We start from the raw sequence: 15,582 nt of genomic DNA on the forward strand, positions 1-15,582 counted from the left end.
TGAGTGGAAACTCGACCCCTGCTACGAAGTTCCGCGCACATGGGGCGCAGCCCCTCTACAGCCCCTCTAGGCCAATATGCGCTGCAGGAACTGGCGGGTACGGGGCTCCGTCGGGTTCACCAGCACCTGTTCCGGTGTGCCGCGTTCGAGGACGACGCCGTTCTCGATGAACAGCACCTGATCGGCGACTTGCTGGGCGAAACGGATTTCGTGGGTGACGATCACCATCGTCCAGCCCTGCGCGGCAAGGCCTTTGATGACGGCCAGTACCTCGCCCACCAGTTCGGGATCGAGGGCTGAGGTGGGCTCGTCGAACAGCATCAGCTTGGGGCGCAGCGCTAGGGCTCGGGCGATTCCGACGCGTTGTTGCTGGCCTCCGGACAGTTGGAACGGGTACTGGTCGGACTTGGCGTCGAGACCGATCTGGTCGAGGATCGCGTGCGCGTCACGGATGGCGTCGTCCTTGGCTCGCTTCTGCACGATCACCGGTCCCTCGATGATGTTCTGCAGCACCGTCTTGTGTGGAAACAGGTTGTGGCTCTGGAACACCATGCCGCTCTGAGCGCGGAAGTGTCGGAGCTGCGCCGCGTTGACGGATTCTGCGAAATCCACCGACACGTCCCCGATGCGGATGATGCCTGCGTCGGCCTGATCGAGTGCGTTCAGTGTGCGCAGCACCGTGGTCTTGCCGGATCCGGACGGTCCGATGATGACGGTGACGGTGCCGGACGGCACGGTGAACGAGATGTCTTTCAACACCTCGAGTGGCCCGAAGGATTTCTTCAGTGCGGATACTTCCAGCAGGTCTGTCATTTGGCCACGTACCTGTCGAGTCGGACTTCGAGTTTGCCTTGGAAGAACGAGAGAACGATGCAGATCACCCAGTAGTAGAGCGCCGCAACGGTATACAGGGTGAAGAAGTCGAAGGTCGGTGCGGCCGCGAGTTGTGCGACGCGCAGCAGCTCGGTGACCAGGATGGTCGATGCCAGGGAGGTGTCCTTGACCAGCGAGATCAGCGTGTTCGACAACGGTGGTACCGCGGTGCGCAGTGCTTGCGGAAGTACGATGCGCTGCAACGTGGTTCGGTAGCCCATCCCGATGGTCTGCGCGGCCTCCCACTGTCCCTTGGGCACGCTCAGTATCGCGGCCCGGATCACCTCGGCCGCGTAGCCACCGACATTGAGTGAGAACGCGACCACCGCGGCCGGGAACGGCGAGATCACGATGCCGAACTGCGGCAGCCCGTAGAAGATGATGAACAGCTGCAGCAGCAGGGGAGTGCCGCGGATGATCGAGACGTAGAACCGGGCGACCGCGGCGAGCGGTGCGATCGACGAGATCCGGGCCAGTGCGACCGCGAGGGCGATGACGAGTCCGATCACGAAGCTGATGGCGGTGAGCGGAATGGTCATGGTGACAGTGGCTTTGAGCATCGGCCACAGGTTGTCGAGAACGAGCTGCGTTTTGGACGGTGCCGTCGACGCTGCGTCGTCGCTCGTCGGAACCACGGTGTCGGCGGTCGGTGCGGCGACATCACTGCCGAAGTACTTGTTCGATATCTCGGCGATGGTGCCGTTCTCGCGCAGCGTGTCGATGGCGGTGTCGACCTCGTCCATCAACCCACTGTCCTTGCGGGCCACGAAGGATTGCAGCGTCGTGTCGCCGGTCTCGCCTGCGATCTTCACGCCGGTGTCGCCGGTCTGCTGCAGGTATTCGGCGATGGCGAGGGAGTCGTTGACGGTGGCGTCGACGCGGCCGTCCTTGACGAGAGTGACCGCCTGAACGAATCCCTCGACGGCTTCGACGTTCGCGCCTGCGTTCGCCGCGACCTCGGCCCAGTTGCTCGTCGACGATTGCGCGGTGGTCTTGCCGGCCAGGTCGGCGAGAGAGGTGATGGTGGAGTCGTCTGCGGCGGTGAGGATCTGGCCTTCCGACACCGTGTACGGCGTGGACAGGTCGTAGGCCGACTGGCGCGCAGGAGTGATCGAGACCTGGTTGGCGATCAGATCGAAGCGTTGGGATTGCAGTCCGGCGAAGATCGAATCGAACGGGGTCTGCACGAAGTCGACGCGTACGCCCAACTCGGCTCCGACGGCGTTGATGACGTCGATGTCGTATCCGGTGAGTTGTCCGTCCGCGCCCTGATAGCTGAACGGGCTGTAGGTGCCCTCGGTGCCGACGACCAGTACGCCCTCGTCCTGCACCCGGTCCAGCAGCGACTGTGAGGACGAGCTGCAGCCGGACAACCCGAGGATGCCGATGAGAATCGCGACCAGAGCAAGAATCGATCTGCGCACCATCTGCGCCCGCTTTCGCCGTATGTACGAGTGGAGCAAAACCTACCCGTCGATCTCCAGTTCCGCTGACACCACGACGGTGTTGTTCATCGGCAATGCCGCCACCCCGAGTGCGGTGCGGGCATGGGCACCGATTTCCGGACCGAAGATGGCGAGCACCAGATCGGAGAAGCCGTTGACGACCGTGGTGGTCTGAGTGAAGCCGTGGTCGGCGTTGACCGACCCGGTCACGGTCAACCACGCGCTGATTCGATCGAGGTCGCCGATTGCCCGGGCGACGCTGCCGAGGAGCGCCAGCGCGGTGTCGCGTGCGGCGTCGGTGGCCGAGTCGAGATCGACCTGCGACGGCACTGCACCGAACGGGCCGGCCAGGGTGCCGTCCCGGTCCAAGGGGGAATGGCCCGAGGCGAAGACTCGGTTGCCACGCACGCGCACCCATTCGAACGAGAACTCGAAACCGGGCGGAGCGGTCGGTTCCCCGGGCAAGGTGAAGCCGAGTTCGGTGATGCGACGTTCGATCTCCATGAAAGAAAACTCTGTCAGACCGGGATGCCGTTGATGGTGCGAACGGTCCAGCGAGAACCGTCGTGTTCGAGGGTGGAGACGCCCGCGTTGAGGATGCGCGGGGAGTGGCGTCGCCGGATCGCGTCGAAGATCGCCCGGATGACGCCGCCGTGCGCCACGGCGATCACCGCCGAGTCCGGGTAGCGCGCGGCGATCTCGTCGACGGCGCGCACGCCACGCACGATCAGGTTCGAACGCGGCTCCAAGCCCGGGTACCGGCCGTCCGGCCAGTGGGAATACGCGTCCCAGTCGGTGAAGCCCTCGGCGTCACCGAAGTGCCGCTCGGCCAGATCGGGGAACTCGGCGGTGCGGGTCAGACCCAGGTGCGCGCCGATGATGTCTGCGGTTTCCGCTGCTCGGATCAGCGGGGAGCTGACCAGGTGGTCCCATGTCCGGTACTCGAGTTCGTAGCCGGCCTCGCGGGCCTGAGCTCGCCCGGTGTCGTTGAGAGGAATGTCCGAAGAGCCCTGCAGGCGCCCGTGCAGATTCCAGTTCGTTTCACCGTGCCGAACCAGTGCCAGAAGAGTCATAGTGAGCGGAGAATATCCCAGAGTTACCAGGGAGTACGGTCGATACGAAGATACGCGAACGAGCTTGGAGGATTGTCGATGAATCTTGCCCTGACAGAAGAAGAGGCCGCGTTCCGTGACGAGATGCGGACGTTCTTCACCACGAAGGTCCCCGCCGAGATTCGCGAGAAGAGTGCGACGGGTCAGGAGTTGAGCAAGGACGAGGTGGTCACGACCATGCGAATCCTCAACGAGAACGGCCTGGCGGTGCCGCATTGGCCCGCGGAGTTCGGTGGCCGCGACTGGACCGCTGTACAGCGTCACATCTGGCTCGACGAAATGCAGTTGGCGTCGGTGCCCGAGCCGCTGGCGTTCAATGCCTCGATGGTCGGCCCGGTCATCGCGACGTTCGGCTCGCAGGAGCTCAAGGAGAAGTTCCTGCCCAAGACGGCGAACCTCGACATCTGGTGGTGCCAGGGCTTCTCCGAGCCCGAGGCCGGATCGGACCTGGCGTCGTTGCGCACCACCGCCATCCGCGACGGTGACGACTACATCGTCAACGGACAGAAGACGTGGACCACGCTCGGCCAGTACGCCGACTGGATCTTCGCGCTCGTGCGCACCAACCCGGACGCGCCGAAGAAGCAGGCCGGCATCTCGTTCCTGCTGATCGACCTGAACACTCCCGGCATCGAGATGCGTCCCATCAAGCTGATCGACGGCAGTGTCGAGGTCAACGAGGTCTTCTTCGACAACGTCCGCGTTCCGGCGGAGAACCTCGTCGGCGAGGAGAACCAGGGCTGGAGCTACGCCAAGTTCCTGCTCGGCAACGAGCGCACCGGCGTCGCCCGGGCCGGACACACCAAAGTCCATCTGGGACAGGCGAAGAAGCACGCGGCGCAGACCAAGGTCGGCACCGGCACGTTGCTCGAGGATCCACTGTTCGCGGCCAAGATGGCCGAGGTCGAGAACGAACTGCTTGCCCTCGAGCTGACTCAGCTGCGCATGGTGTCGAGCTCGGACGACGGCAAGCCCAATCCGGCGTCGTCCATCCTCAAGCTGCGGGGATCGGAACTGCAGCAGGCCACCACCGAATTGCTGATGGACGTTGCCGGGCCGGACTCACTGCCCTACGAGGCGGGCGAGGACATCGAGAGCGAGGGCTGGGCGCAGCGCTCGGTACCGGGTTATCTCAACTACCGCAAGGTGTCGATCTACGGCGGCTCGAACGAGGTTCAGCGCACCATCATCGCCTCTGCGATTCTCGGACTGTAAGGGAGCATCTGAAGACATGGATTTCGAACTCAACGAAGAGCAGAAGCTGCTGCGCGACACCACTCGTGAGGTTCTCTCGCGGGCCTACGACACCGAGAAGCGCAACAAGATCGTTGCCGGTGAGCTGGGTTGGAGCACCGACGTCTGGAAGCAGTTGGCCGAGGTCGGCCTGCTGGGTCTGACGTTCGGCGAGGAAGACGGCGGGATGGACGCCGGTCCGGTGGAGATCATGGCCGTGATGACCGAGGTCGGACGACGGCTCGCACCGGAGCCGATTCTCGACGCCGTTCTCGTCCCCGGCGGGTTGATCTCCGAGCTCGGCAGCGCCGATCAGCGCGCGCGGCTCCTGCCGCCCGTCGCCGAGGGATCGTCGATGTTGGCGTTCGCGCACAACGAATCCGGTAGCCGCTGGCCCAACGTCGAGGTCGCCACCACCGCCACCGAGGACGGTGGCTCGTGGTCGATCAACGGCGTGAAGAACCCGGTTCCGCACGGTGGTAGCGCAGACGTGATCGTTGTCAGTGCGACGCTGCCCACCGGTGGAACAGGACTGTTCGTCGTCGACGCCGACGCGACCGGGCTCACGCGCAAGTCGTACGCCACCCACGACGGTCAGCGCGCCGCGCAGATCGAATTCGTCGACGTCGCAGCCGAACCGCTCGGCACCGCCGAGAACGCGGCCGCGGCCATCACCGGTGCCGAGGTGCGAGCGCAGGCCGCGCTCTGCGCCGAGGCGATCGGTGCGATGGAAGAGGCGCTTCGGTTGACCACCGATTACCTCAAGCAGCGCAAGCAGTTCGGGGTTCCGCTGGCCAAGTTCCAGGCACTCACCTTCCGTGCGGCGGACATGTACGTGCTGCTCGAACTCGCCCGCAGCATGAGCCTGTACGCCACGATGTCCTTGGCCGACGGCAACGTAGACCCGACCATCGCGTCGCGCGCGAAGCTGCAGATCTCGCGGTCCGGTCGCAAGATCGGCCAGGAGGCCATTCAGTTGCACGGCGGAATCGGCGTGACGGCCGAATATCCGGTGGGGCACTACACCAGTCGACTGGTGGCCATCGAGCACACGCTCGGTGGTGCCGACGAGCACCTACGCATCCTTGCCGCGAAGGTCGCCGATCACGATCTCATCGGGATCTGACGCTCGTCCTAACACTCCTCGGGCCCGGCCACCGTCGACAGGTGGCCGGGCCCGAGGTCGTTTCGTGAGGTGTCAGCTGCCCGCATCCGCCTCGGCGACGAGGTCGGCCACGGCTGCGGGGTTCGAGACCAGGATCGCGTGCGAACCCGGCACCTCGGTCACCCGAGCACCCGCCCGCTGCGCCATGAACCGCTCGGCCGAGGCCGGGATGATCTGATCCTGCTGGGGAATCAGCGCCCACGACGGTGTGTCCGCCCAGGACGGTGGGCCGCTCGGCTCGAGCAGCGCACCGGCAGCGATCGTCTTCTGGTGAGCGACCATGCGCGCGGCCTGCTCCTCGGTGACATCAGGGGCGAAGAACGGCCGGAACAGGGCAGGCGTGATGTACGAGTCGACGTTCTTGCCGATCAGGTTGGAGGAGTCGTCGACGATCGACAGGCCGATCACCGGCGGTACCAGCGCGGTCACCGGGAATCGGATGGGGTCGAGTTCCAGGGCGACGGGTTCGCCCTCGACGGGCATGAACGCGGCGACGTAGACCAGCGCTTCCACGTTGTCGGCGTGCACGTTGCTGATCACCGTGCCGCCGTACGAATGGCCCACCAGTACCACCGGCCCGTCGATGCTCTCGACGACATCGGTGACCGAGGCCGCGTCGAACGCCGGTCCGCGCAGCGAGTTGTCCGCCGTCACCACCGGGTAGCCGCGGCCACGGAGGTTGTCGGCTACGCCGTCCCAGCTGGTGTTGTCAGCGAAGGCTCCGTGCACCAGCACCACGGTCGGCAGCTCCTGCGCGGCAGCGGGCGCGACGCCGATGCCGACCATCGACCCCACCGTCAGTCCTGCAGTTGCGAGAAGGGTGGTCAGCTTCGGTTTCGTCATGCTCTCAACCTGTCACACGCCGGATGTTGGTGCGGTGTTCACCGCGTAGATCCGACCAGCTTTTTCTCAGTGAACGCTCGTATGCTTGGGTTGCAACAGTGGCGTTCGCCCGGCCGGGTGAACGTGAAACGGTAGGTCCGATCGTGAGCGAGAGTTCGATGAAGTCTCGGATGGCCGAGTACCCACGTCCCCATCACTGCTTGCTGCATATCAGCGACACGCATCTCGTCGACGGCGGAGGTCGGTTGTACGGGGGCGTGGACAGTCATTTGCGGCTCGAGCAGGTGATGACCGACGTACGCAACTCCGGTGTGCGGCCCGACGCATTGGTGTTCACGGGGGATCTGACGGACAAGGGTGAGCCGGGCGCGTACGAGAAATTGCGCGCGTTGGTCGAGCCGGTGGCCGAGGAACTCGGTGCGCAGATCGTCTGGGCGATGGGCAATCACGACGACCGGGCGACGTTTCGGCAGAAGCTTCTCGACGCCGAACCCACCGGGCAGTCCATCGATCGTGTCCACGACGTCGACGGTCTTCGTGTGGTGACGCTCGACACGACGGTCCCGGGCAGGCACCACGGCGAGCTCGGCGACGAGCAATTGGCTTGGCTGGCAGACACTCTCGCGACCCCCGCCGAGTTCGGCACCATTCTCGCGATGCATCATCCGCCGGTACCGACCGTGCTCGATCTCGCCGTGCTGGTCGAGCTGATCGATCAGCCTCGCCTGGCCGACGTGCTACGCGGAACCGATGTGCGATCTATTCTTGCTGGGCACCTGCACTATTCGACGACGGCCACGTTCGCGGGTATCCCGGTCTCGGTGGCGTCGGCCACCTGCTACACCCAGGATCTGAACGTGCCCGCAGGCGGTTTGCGCGGACGCGACGGTGCCCAGGGGTACAACTTGGTCCACGTCTACGAGGACACCGTCGTGCATTCGGTGGTGCCCACAGGGTCGTACGACACTGTGGGAGAGCCGGTCTCGGCTCAGGAGACTGCGCGCAGGCTGAATGCAGCGGGAGTGACCATCGCAGACAGCGCGCGGCGCAAGACGTTCAGCGACGCCTAACGCTGTTCGCGTTCCCACGGCGCGACGATGGGGAAGTACTTGTCCAGGAACTGTGTCACCGTTCGGGTGCGAAGGTCCAGGTCGACCTCGGGGAAGCTGCCGTCGTTGAGGCAGAAGAAGTCCACGGATCGCTTGGGGAGCAGCTTCTCCATCAGGTCGAGACCGGCCACGGTGGTGGTGTCGATGTACCGGACCTTGGCGTCCTTCTGGACCACGGCGCGACCGCTCATCAGGGCGTAGTAGTGGTACAGCGAGTTGGTCACCGAGATGTTGGTGCTCGCCCGGAACGCGCTCGCCGCGGTGGAGGCGAACTCGTCCGGGAATTCGTTCTCCATCTCCTGCATCACGCTGCGCCGCAGCGGTGTTGCCGCGTGTTCGAGATGCCGGGTTGTGGTCATTCCGAATCGGTTCTGCAGGATTCGACGGTTCACCCGCGCCGCGTTCTCGAAACCGCTGCGGTCGGCGTCGCTGTAGCCCAACCCGATTCGGGTCGTCGCCTCGATGAACATGCTGATTCCGCCGGGGGAGAAGAACATCGACGGACTGACCGGTCGACCGAAGAACATGTCGTCGTTCGAGTACAGGAAGTGCTCGGACAATCCGGGGATGTGGTGCAGCTGGCTTTCGACGGCCTGCGAATTGTGGGTCGGCAGAACGGATGTGTCGACGAAGAAGGCCTCGCTCGGAACGAACGTCACCTTGGGGTGGTCGGCGAGCCATGCAGGCCTCGCCGAGTCGGTGGCCACGAAGATCCGCCTGATCCACGGCGCGTACATGTGAATCGACCGCAGCGCGTACTTCAGTTCGTCGATCTGCCGGTAGCGGGCTGCCGAATCGTCACCTTCACCGACGACGTAGTTCGCCATCCGCCGCGCGCGCTGGGCCTGGAATTCTGCCGAGGAGCCGTCGACCCAGGAGAACACGATGTCGATGTCGAAATTGATGTCCGACGCGTGGTCGGCGAACATGTTCTCGATGGTCGGCCAGGTTCTGCCGAAGCGTTCGACCGTTCCGCGGACGGCCTCGTCGGGCCGAATGTTGCGACGGGTCAGCGAATTCTCGATCGGAAGCACGATCTCGGACGGCGAGAACGACCACAGTTCGATCTGCACTGCCGTCGATGCGCCGTAGTACAACCCGCTGAACGGTTCGACTCGCGGACGGTACAGCCGCACGATCCTGGCGTTGGCCGACGGTGAGAGCGTGCCGTCGGCAACCAGCACGGCTTTCCCGCGGGCGTCGACGGTCTTGGAGTAGAACGGCTCGGCGCGGCAGGCGTGCACCAATGCGGTGGTCAGCGCGTCCCGGGCAGCCAGCTCGATGGCGATGACCGGTCGTTCGTCGTTGCCGCGGACGAGCAAATACTTGATGCGGGCGGCGTCGAGCACGGCGCGGACGAACAGCAGATCCTCGACCATCGCCTGGTGCGGGGTGGTGGAGGTGATCGTCAGTGCGTAGCGGCCGTCGTGGCTGACCACGTCGGATCGTTCACTCAGGCGTGCCGCGGACGCTGCGGATTCTCGGGTGACGGCATCATTGGTCTCGTGCTCCGGTGGAACGAGGTAGATATCGTGCGGGGCAGAGGACGAGGTGATGGCGTTCCTTCCGGAGTGTGCGCGCAGGCCGGGGAAACCCGGTGCAGGCACAGTCTAGTGCAGGTCCGCGGCATTTCCGACGGGCCGCGGTAGTACCCGGCTCGCCGCGACCAGGCCCACAGCAACTCCGGCGGCATCGGCGAGAGCGTCGGCGACCGATCCGGAGCGTCCCAGCGGCAGAATCGCTTGCAGGACCTCCGAGATCGCCGCGAATGCCAGTACCCACAGCGCGGTGCCGGCCCAGCCGATTCCGGCCAGGCGGGAGGTATACGCGAGGACCGCGAACAACAGGAAGTGAATGATCTTGTCGCTGTGCTGAAATCCCGACGGCACCCCGGACGCAGGGGTGAACAGCACGATCAGCGCCACCACGAAGGTGACGGCCAGGGGAATTCGATACGTCGACTGCGAGAACACCGCCAGAGTTTACCGGCGCTGCAGTACCACCACCGTGTCGATTCGCTCGTCGCCGTCGGGCGTCGTACGGGTGCGGTGTTCGGCATGGATCTGCTCGAACCCGTCGCCCGCCGCGGCGACCACCGGTTCCGGAGCGAACAGCCGGTTCTTGGCCGGGTGCTGCGAGGCGTGGCTGTCGCTCGGACTGTGCCCGACGATCAGAAGACGTCCCTTCGGTGCGACAGCAGCGGCGAACCTCCGGGTGGTCAGTTCGAGTTCGTCCGGCGGCACCTGCAGGAAGTGCACCGACACCAGATCGAATGCCGCGGCCGGGGGAGTCCAGTCCAGAACGTCTTCCTGACGCCATTCCACCGCGAGTGTCTGCGGCTCCAGAGCCTGCTGCGCCGCGCGAGCCCGGCCGAGGGCGACATCGGAGATGTCGACGCCGGTCACGTTCCAACCTTCACCGGCCAGCCACAGGGAGTCCGCACCTTCACCGCAGCCGATGTCCAGTGCGCGACCCGGAGTCAGCTCGGACGCTTCCTGTACCAACACGGCATTGGGATTGCCGCTCCAGATGGTGGTGCGCTGGTTGTAGAGGTCGTCCCAGAATGCCTCGTCGAAGGCGCCGTTCTCGAAATCCGGTTCCACGTGGGCCCCGTCGGCGGCATGAGTGTGAGTATGTGTGTGGTCGACCATGGTTCGAGACTGCCCGCTGCCAGGCTTTGACGCAAACAAATTTGCTCGATCAGCAAACGTGGATTCTGGGTAGAGTGGTGCGTCATGACCGAACAGGAACGTGAAGTACTGACATGGGCGACGTTCGGGGACGCCTCGCGTGACCTGACCGAGAAGATCGTCGACGACGGGTTCGTCCCGGACATCGTCATCGCGATCGCTCGCGGCGGACTCATTCCCGCGGGTGCGATTTCCTACGCGATGGGTGTCAAGGCGGCGGGCACCCTGAATGTCGAGTTCTACTCCGACATCGAGGAGACCCTGCCCGATCCTGTTGTCCTCGAACCACTTCTGGACACCGACGCAATCGTCGGAAAGAAGTTGCTCGTCGTCGACGACGTCGCCGATTCCGGCCGCACACTGGCTCTGGTCATCGACCTACTGAAGGTGCATACCGCCGACGTGCGATCGGCCGTGATCTACACCAAGCCGAGAACCATTGTGCAGCCGGATTATTCATGGCGTGAGACCGACAAGTGGATCAATTTCCCATGGTCCACGTTGCCGGTCATCACCTGAGTTATTCGCTGGAGACGTCGATCAGCACCTTGCCGACGGTTCCGTTCTCGACGGCGTCGTGTGCCGCTGCGGTCTCGCTCAGCGAGAACCGATGCAGCGGTAGGCCGGTGGCCTCGCCCACCTCGAGCACGCCCGCTGCTGCCGCCGCGCTGACGTCCGCCTCGGCGTTGCGAAGAGCTTCGTCGCCCACGGTGTAGAGGAGGACGAACTGGTAGCGCGTGTTGAGCACCATGTTCGGCCGAACGTCGAGGGTCACGGTGTCGCCGCCATTGTTGGCGTACACCGCGATGGAGGCGCGGTTCGCGCCTACGGCAGCGTTGAGTGCGGCGTTCTGTGCGGGAGCGACCTCGACGATGAGATCGATTCCGGCAGGAACCAGTTCACGAATTTCGGCGGCGGCGTCGTCGGTCTTGTAGTTCACCACGTGGTGCGCGCCCGCCGCGGTCGCCAGTGCGCCCTTCTCCGGTCCGCTGACCGTCGTCACCACGGTCGCGCCCGCCCAGCGGGCCAACTGGATCGCGGCATGGCCGACGGCACCGGCACCACCGGCAACCAGAACCGACTTGCCGTCCAGCGCACCCGGATGTAGCCGCGTGGGTCCGTCCTCGGAGACGGTCAGTGCGCGGTGCGCCGTCATCGCGGGCACTCCGAGGCTTGCGCCCACGTCGAATCCGACGCCATCAGGCAGCCGAACCACTCGGAACGCAGGCAGGATCGAGAAAGACTGGGCGGTACCGGTCGGGCGCTGATGTTGGGCCAGGTAGACCCAGACGCGATCTCCGACGGCAAGCCCCTCGACATCGGGGCCGACAGCGTCGATCACTCCGGCACCGTCCTGGTTCGGTACCACCTCGTCGAACGCCAAGTTCTCACCCGGCCCGGCGCCGGTCCTGTTCTTCCAGTCCGTCGGATTGACGCCCGAGACCACGATGCGGACCCGAACTTCGCCTGCGGCCGGCTCGGTCACCTCGCGATCCTTCAGTTCGAGGACGGACGAATCGCCGGTGCGGGTGTACACAATCGCTGGAGCAGTCATATCCGGTCCAACGCGCTCGGACCGCTCCGATGTTCCCTGCGGGCGCATCGGGGGTATGCATGGGTGGTCATCAGTGCTGTCACAGGAGAAACGGATCGCATGAATCACAACGAACTGCTCACCGACGCGTTCGGCCGAATCAAGGAACTCGTCCACTCGGTATTGGACGACATCCCCGCCGCAGCGTTGACCTACCGGCCCGACTCCGAGGCAAACAGCATCGCGTGGCTGCTGTGGCACCTGACGCGGGTGCAGGACGACCACATCGCCGGAGTGGCAGGCAGCGAGCAGTTGTGGAACTCCGACTCGTGGTTCGAGCGCTTCGGTCTCCCGTTCGACCGGTCCGATATCGGGTACGGCCAATCGTCCTCCGACGTCGCTCATGTCACCTCGAGCGCCGACTTGCTGCGTGAGTACCACGACGCCGTGCACTCGAAAACCGTTGCCTACCTGAGCAGTATCTCGACCGACGATCTGGACAGGATCGTCGACGAGAACTGGGACCCGCCGGTCACGCTGGGTGCACGGCTGGTGTCCGTGGTGTCCGACGACCTTCAACATGCCGGGCAGGCCTCGTACGTTCTCGGCCTGTACACCCGGCAGGCCTGAGAATCAGGCGTAGACCTTCTGCAGATTCTCCAGCGTCTTGCGAATGTTGCGACGCTGGAACTGCGGGAACGTCTTACCGCTGGTGACGATCTTGTCGAACACGAGCGCCAGCGCGTCGGGCCACTTCGTCCGGTCGTCGGTCCAGGTCTCGGTCACTTTCGTGCCCCCTGCGACCGGTTCGAAGTCGTATCGCCAGGTTGCGTTCGCGCCCTTGATCTTCGGAGCGCTCTTGCCGATGGCGTGGACGCGGAACTCGAAGGTCTTGCCAGGCTCGGCCGCGGTGACGGTGCAGCGAGTGACCCACTTCGCTCGGCCGCGCTTGTTGGTTCCGTCGAATACCATTCCCACGTAGGCACTCTCGCGGGGTTCGTGGACGGTGGCACCTCTGTTCTCCGGGCTCCACTCACCCATGCGCGTGGGGTCGCTGATCGCGGCGTACACAGTGTTCGGATCGGCAGCGACGACGATGCTGTCCGAGACGGTGAGTTCGCGGCTCATGACGAGGCTCCCTTGCGGGCGTTCTTGCCCAGGCCGGGGTGAATGCGAGTGAGCATGGGCACCAACACCGTTCGCGGGGTGATCTGCGCGAAGATGGACCCGACGCGGTTGGCCGCTCCCGGAATCGACACCATGCGCCCCTTGGTCATGTCGTCGACGGCAGTCTTGGCGACTGTGTCCGCCTCGACCCACATGATCGGCGGAAGTGCCTTCTCGGCATCGTCTTTCGCGAACCCTGCGGCCTCGCCGAATCCCGTGTGTACCGGTCCGGGGCACAGCGCAGTGGCCGTGACGCCGGTTCCACGCAGTTCACCGGTCAGCGACTGTGTGTACGAGAGCACGAACGCCTTGCACGCGCCGTAGCCGGCCTGTCCGGGCAGAGGTTGGAACGCGGCAGTCGAGGCAACGTTGAGCAGTGCGCCGCGTCGGCGCTCGACCATGCCGGGGAGGAATCGGGTGCACAGGTCCGCAACGGCGACCACGTCGACCTCGATCATGTTCATTTCCGCAGCCGGGTCCGATTCTGCGACCGGTCCGAGGGTGGACAGTCCGGCGTTGTTGATCAGGATGTCCGGGATGAGACCGAGTTCGGTGATGCGGCCGAGCAGTTCGGCGCGAGCGCTGCGGTCGGAGAGGTCTGCTGCGAGCACCTCGGCTCGGACTCCCCGTGCTCGGATCTCCTGTGCCAAGTCTTCGAGCTTGTCGGCTCGCCGAGCGACGAGGGTGACGCCGTAGCCCCGAGAGGCGAGTTCGCGGGCGATGGATGCCCCGATGCCCGAGGACGCTCCGGTCACGACGGCGGTCCGGTCGGGTGCTGGACGAGGAAGGCTCATGCGACCCACCGTAGCGAATGGCCGCCGGGCAGCGCATTTGAACGCCTCTTGTAGGTTAGCCTAGTCTTACTTTGATTCCCGCTGGTTCGTCGAGAGGTAACCATGTTCTCAGTGTCACCGGCCGGTCGACGCACTGCCGGCCGTGCAACCCTGCTGTCCACGCTTGCCGTGGCAACCCTGGTGGTGGGGGCGTGCTCCTCTGCCGATACTGCCGAGCCCGAACAGGACGGCGGCGGTGACTTTGCCACTGTCACCATCGATTCGGCTCTGGGTCAGGCCGTCATCACCGAGAAGCCCGAGCGCATCGTGACTCTGGGGCAGGGCTCGGCCGAGACGGCGATCGCGCTGGGCACCGTGCCCGTCGGCGTCGAGGAGTACTCGTGGGGCGCCGACGACACCGGGTATCTGCCGTGGGTTCACGACGCGGTGACCGAGCTGGGTGCCGAACTTCCCCAACAGTTCACCGGTGGAACCGAATTGAACATCGAAGCCGTTGCTGCCCTCGAACCCGATCTGATTCTGGCCCCGTGGTCCGGCGTCACACAGGATCAGTTCGACAAGCTGAGCGCATTCGCACCGGTGGTCGCGTACGAGGAACAGCCGTGGACGATCACCTGGGAAGACCAGATCACCGTCATCGGCAAGGCCATGGGGGAGGAGCAGAAGGCGGCGGACGAGATCGAGAAGATCAAGGGCCGCTTCGCCGACGCCACCAGCGAGCACCCCGAATACGCCGGGGTGAGTTTCTCGTACATCTACAACACCGGGCCGGGGACCCTCGGAGTGTTTCTTGCCGACGAACAACGCGTCGCCATGGTGCGAGCCCTCGGGTTGCAGGTCGATCCGGTGGTGAACACGCTCGACGAGACCGAGGGCACCGACTCGGCGGTCATCGGGTTGGAGAACGCGAATCTGTTGAACGACTCGGACCTGATCTTCACCTTCTACTCGGACCCGCAGAACCGCACCGACACCGAGAATCAGCCTGCATACAAGCAGATTCCGGCTGTGTCCCGCGGTTCGGTCGTTGCGCCGACGGATCAGTCGTTCGTCACCGGATCGTCCATCATCAATCCGCTGACGGTGCCGTGGGCACTCGAGCGATATGTGCCGATGATCGACGAGGCTGTCGCGAAACTCGACGCCCGCACGTCATAGCGTGATCGAGCGGAGCGGAGAAACCACGCGACTCGTGCACGCCACCGAAGTCCACGGTCGATCTGGCAGCCCGTGTTCGAGAGAGTGGCGGCCATAGCCGGAACATAGCGTCCGCTGGCCGCTCGCAATCGCTCTCCCTTCACTCTCGCCCTCGTTGGAGACTCGGGCCGTGCTCGAGATGATGTCGCATCACTGCGGTGACCGATCCTTGCTTCACCCGAATGAGTCTGTCGAACAATCTCTTCCAGCCCCGCACCGTGTTCTCGGTGCGGGGCTGGTGTCTTTCTTGGGGCTCACGCGATGTGGGGGCCTGCGCGGGCGTGTGATGGTCTGGGTTGCCGGTAGGGGTCGACGGTTGCTGGCGGTACGAACCACGGGTGGTTGTCGGTGCCGATGAACACTTCCCAATCGGAGTGGTGCATGAGGCGGTGGTGGAACCCGCACAACAGAACCAGATTG

Annotated in this window: 17 protein-coding genes; 6 read left to right on the forward strand and 11 right to left on the reverse strand. The window is 64.7% G+C overall.

What is annotated here, in order from left to right; translation table 11 throughout:
* Window positions 1-66: 66 nt before the first annotated feature.
* Genes CH291_RS16790 through CH291_RS16805 form a run of 4 tightly spaced genes read right to left on the reverse strand, consistent with a single transcriptional unit; the run spans window position 67 to window position 3,391 of the window.
* Entirely contained in the window at window positions 67-813 is a 747-nt protein-coding gene (locus CH291_RS16790; RefSeq protein WP_068053258.1) for an amino acid ABC transporter ATP-binding protein, read from the reverse strand.
* A complete protein-coding gene (locus CH291_RS16795) occupies window positions 810-2,300 on the reverse strand; it encodes an ABC transporter permease subunit (protein ID WP_094688052.1) in 1,491 nt (496 codons plus the stop codon). The genes CH291_RS16790 and CH291_RS16795 overlap by 4 nt, the downstream gene beginning before the upstream one ends.
* Before the next feature lie 39 nt (window positions 2,301-2,339).
* The gene (locus CH291_RS16800; protein WP_068053267.1) at window positions 2,340-2,822 is read right to left on the reverse strand and encodes a RidA family protein; all 483 of its coding nucleotides are present in this window, start codon (window positions 2,820-2,822) and stop codon (window positions 2,340-2,342) included.
* A 14-nt stretch (window positions 2,823-2,836) separates the two neighbouring features.
* On the reverse strand, window positions 2,837-3,391 hold the full coding sequence (locus CH291_RS16805; protein ID WP_068053269.1) for a histidine phosphatase family protein: 555 nt from the start codon (window positions 3,389-3,391) through the stop codon (window positions 2,837-2,839).
* A gap of 78 nt (window positions 3,392-3,469) precedes the next feature.
* Between CH291_RS16805 and CH291_RS16810 the strand changes: the two genes are divergently transcribed.
* Window positions 3,470-4,645, forward strand: coding sequence for an acyl-CoA dehydrogenase family protein (locus tag CH291_RS16810; protein WP_068053271.1), 1,176 nt, complete (start codon window positions 3,470-3,472; stop codon window positions 4,643-4,645).
* 16 nt (window positions 4,646-4,661) lie between these two features.
* Window positions 4,662-5,789, forward strand: a complete 1,128-nt coding sequence (locus tag CH291_RS16815; RefSeq protein ID WP_094688053.1) for an acyl-CoA dehydrogenase family protein — start codon at window positions 4,662-4,664, stop codon at window positions 5,787-5,789.
* A gap of 72 nt (window positions 5,790-5,861) precedes the next feature.
* Here the strand turns inward: CH291_RS16815 and CH291_RS16820 are convergent, their stop codons facing one another.
* A complete protein-coding gene (locus CH291_RS16820; protein ID WP_094641337.1) occupies window positions 5,862-6,671 on the reverse strand; it encodes an alpha/beta fold hydrolase in 810 nt (269 codons plus the stop codon).
* Between the two features lie 158 nt (window positions 6,672-6,829).
* On the opposite strand from CH291_RS16820, the gene CH291_RS16825 reads away from it, so the two are divergent.
* Window positions 6,830-7,741, forward strand: coding sequence for a phosphodiesterase (locus tag CH291_RS16825; protein WP_068053283.1), 912 nt, complete (start codon window positions 6,830-6,832; stop codon window positions 7,739-7,741).
* Here the strand turns inward: CH291_RS16825 and CH291_RS16830 are convergent.
* From CH291_RS16830 to CH291_RS16840, 3 genes are all read right to left on the reverse strand, one after another.
* Window positions 7,738-9,237, reverse strand: a complete 1,500-nt coding sequence (locus CH291_RS16830; protein WP_179272068.1) for a stealth family protein — start codon at window positions 9,235-9,237, stop codon at window positions 7,738-7,740. The genes CH291_RS16825 and CH291_RS16830 overlap by 4 nt on opposite strands.
* A gap of 153 nt (window positions 9,238-9,390) precedes the next feature.
* The gene (locus CH291_RS16835; RefSeq protein ID WP_094688054.1) at window positions 9,391-9,753 is read right to left on the reverse strand and encodes a VanZ family protein; all 363 of its coding nucleotides are present in this window, start codon (window positions 9,751-9,753) and stop codon (window positions 9,391-9,393) included.
* A gap of 9 nt (window positions 9,754-9,762) precedes the next feature.
* Window positions 9,763-10,431 (reverse strand): class I SAM-dependent methyltransferase, encoded by a 669-nt coding sequence (locus CH291_RS16840; RefSeq protein ID WP_094688055.1) that lies wholly within the window; start codon window positions 10,429-10,431, stop codon window positions 9,763-9,765.
* Between the two features lie 84 nt (window positions 10,432-10,515).
* Between CH291_RS16840 and CH291_RS16845 the strand changes: the two genes are divergently transcribed.
* On the forward strand, window positions 10,516-10,989 hold the full coding sequence (locus CH291_RS16845) for a phosphoribosyltransferase (RefSeq protein WP_068053292.1): 474 nt from the start codon (window positions 10,516-10,518) through the stop codon (window positions 10,987-10,989).
* A 1-nt stretch (window position 10,990) separates the two neighbouring features.
* On the opposite strand, the gene CH291_RS16850 is transcribed toward CH291_RS16845, so the two are convergent.
* Window positions 10,991-12,025: an NADPH:quinone reductase gene (locus CH291_RS16850; RefSeq protein WP_094688056.1), complete on the reverse strand. Its 1,035-nt coding sequence runs from the start codon at window positions 12,023-12,025 to the stop codon at window positions 10,991-10,993.
* A gap of 99 nt (window positions 12,026-12,124) precedes the next feature.
* On the opposite strand from CH291_RS16850, the gene CH291_RS16855 reads away from it, so the two are divergent.
* Window positions 12,125-12,634: a mycothiol transferase gene (locus CH291_RS16855; RefSeq protein ID WP_068053323.1), complete on the forward strand. Its 510-nt coding sequence runs from the start codon at window positions 12,125-12,127 to the stop codon at window positions 12,632-12,634.
* A 3-nt stretch (window positions 12,635-12,637) separates the two neighbouring features.
* On the opposite strand, the gene CH291_RS16860 is transcribed toward CH291_RS16855, so the two are convergent.
* Window positions 12,638-13,132, reverse strand: coding sequence for an SRPBCC family protein (locus CH291_RS16860; RefSeq protein WP_068053298.1), 495 nt, complete (start codon window positions 13,130-13,132; stop codon window positions 12,638-12,640).
* The gene (locus tag CH291_RS16865) at window positions 13,129-13,965 is read right to left on the reverse strand and encodes an SDR family NAD(P)-dependent oxidoreductase (protein WP_094688057.1); all 837 of its coding nucleotides are present in this window, start codon (window positions 13,963-13,965) and stop codon (window positions 13,129-13,131) included. Before CH291_RS16865 ends, CH291_RS16860 begins: the two co-directional genes overlap by 4 nt.
* A 102-nt stretch (window positions 13,966-14,067) precedes the next feature.
* Here CH291_RS16865 and CH291_RS16870 point away from each other — a divergent pair, with 102 nt between their 5' ends.
* Window positions 14,068-15,123 carry an iron-siderophore ABC transporter substrate-binding protein gene (locus CH291_RS16870; protein ID WP_094669572.1) on the forward strand — a complete coding sequence of 352 codons (1,056 nt, stop codon included), beginning with the start codon at window positions 14,068-14,070 and terminating at the stop codon, window positions 15,121-15,123.
* The last annotated feature ends 459 nt before the right edge of the window (window positions 15,124-15,582 follow it).

It is taken from the genome of Rhodococcus sp. 14-1411-2a (assembly GCF_002259485.1).
GTDB lineage: Bacteria > Actinomycetota > Actinomycetes > Mycobacteriales > Mycobacteriaceae > Rhodococcoides.

Coding starts and splice junctions, on each gene's coding strand:
- CH291_RS16790 (WP_068053258.1), bottom strand. CDS start 813: ATGACAGACCTGCTGGAAGTATCCGCACTGAAGAAATCCTTCGGGCCA.
- CH291_RS16795 (WP_094688052.1), bottom strand. CDS start 2,300: ATGGTGCGCAGATCGATTCTTGCTCTGGTCGCGATTCTCATCGGCATC.
- CH291_RS16800 (WP_068053267.1), bottom strand. CDS start 2,822: ATGGAGATCGAACGTCGCATCACCGAACTCGGCTTCACCTTGCCCGGG.
- CH291_RS16805 (WP_068053269.1), bottom strand. CDS start 3,391: ATGACTCTTCTGGCACTGGTTCGGCACGGTGAAACGAACTGGAATCTG.
- CH291_RS16810 (WP_068053271.1), top strand. CDS start 3,470: ATGAATCTTGCCCTGACAGAAGAAGAGGCCGCGTTCCGTGACGAGATG.
- CH291_RS16815 (WP_094688053.1), top strand. CDS start 4,662: ATGGATTTCGAACTCAACGAAGAGCAGAAGCTGCTGCGCGACACCACT.
- CH291_RS16820 (WP_094641337.1), bottom strand. CDS start 6,671: ATGACGAAACCGAAGCTGACCACCCTTCTCGCAACTGCAGGACTGACG.
- CH291_RS16825 (WP_068053283.1), top strand. CDS start 6,830: ATGAAGTCTCGGATGGCCGAGTACCCACGTCCCCATCACTGCTTGCTG.
- CH291_RS16840 (WP_094688055.1), bottom strand. CDS start 10,431: ATGGTCGACCACACACATACTCACACTCATGCCGCCGACGGGGCCCAC.
- CH291_RS16845 (WP_068053292.1), top strand. CDS start 10,516: ATGACCGAACAGGAACGTGAAGTACTGACATGGGCGACGTTCGGGGAC.
- CH291_RS16850 (WP_094688056.1), bottom strand. CDS start 12,025: ATGACTGCTCCAGCGATTGTGTACACCCGCACCGGCGATTCGTCCGTC.
- CH291_RS16855 (WP_068053323.1), top strand. CDS start 12,125: ATGAATCACAACGAACTGCTCACCGACGCGTTCGGCCGAATCAAGGAA.
- CH291_RS16860 (WP_068053298.1), bottom strand. CDS start 13,132: ATGAGCCGCGAACTCACCGTCTCGGACAGCATCGTCGTCGCTGCCGAT.
- CH291_RS16865 (WP_094688057.1), bottom strand. CDS start 13,965: ATGAGCCTTCCTCGTCCAGCACCCGACCGGACCGCCGTCGTGACCGGA.
- CH291_RS16870 (WP_094669572.1), top strand. CDS start 14,068: ATGTTCTCAGTGTCACCGGCCGGTCGACGCACTGCCGGCCGTGCAACC.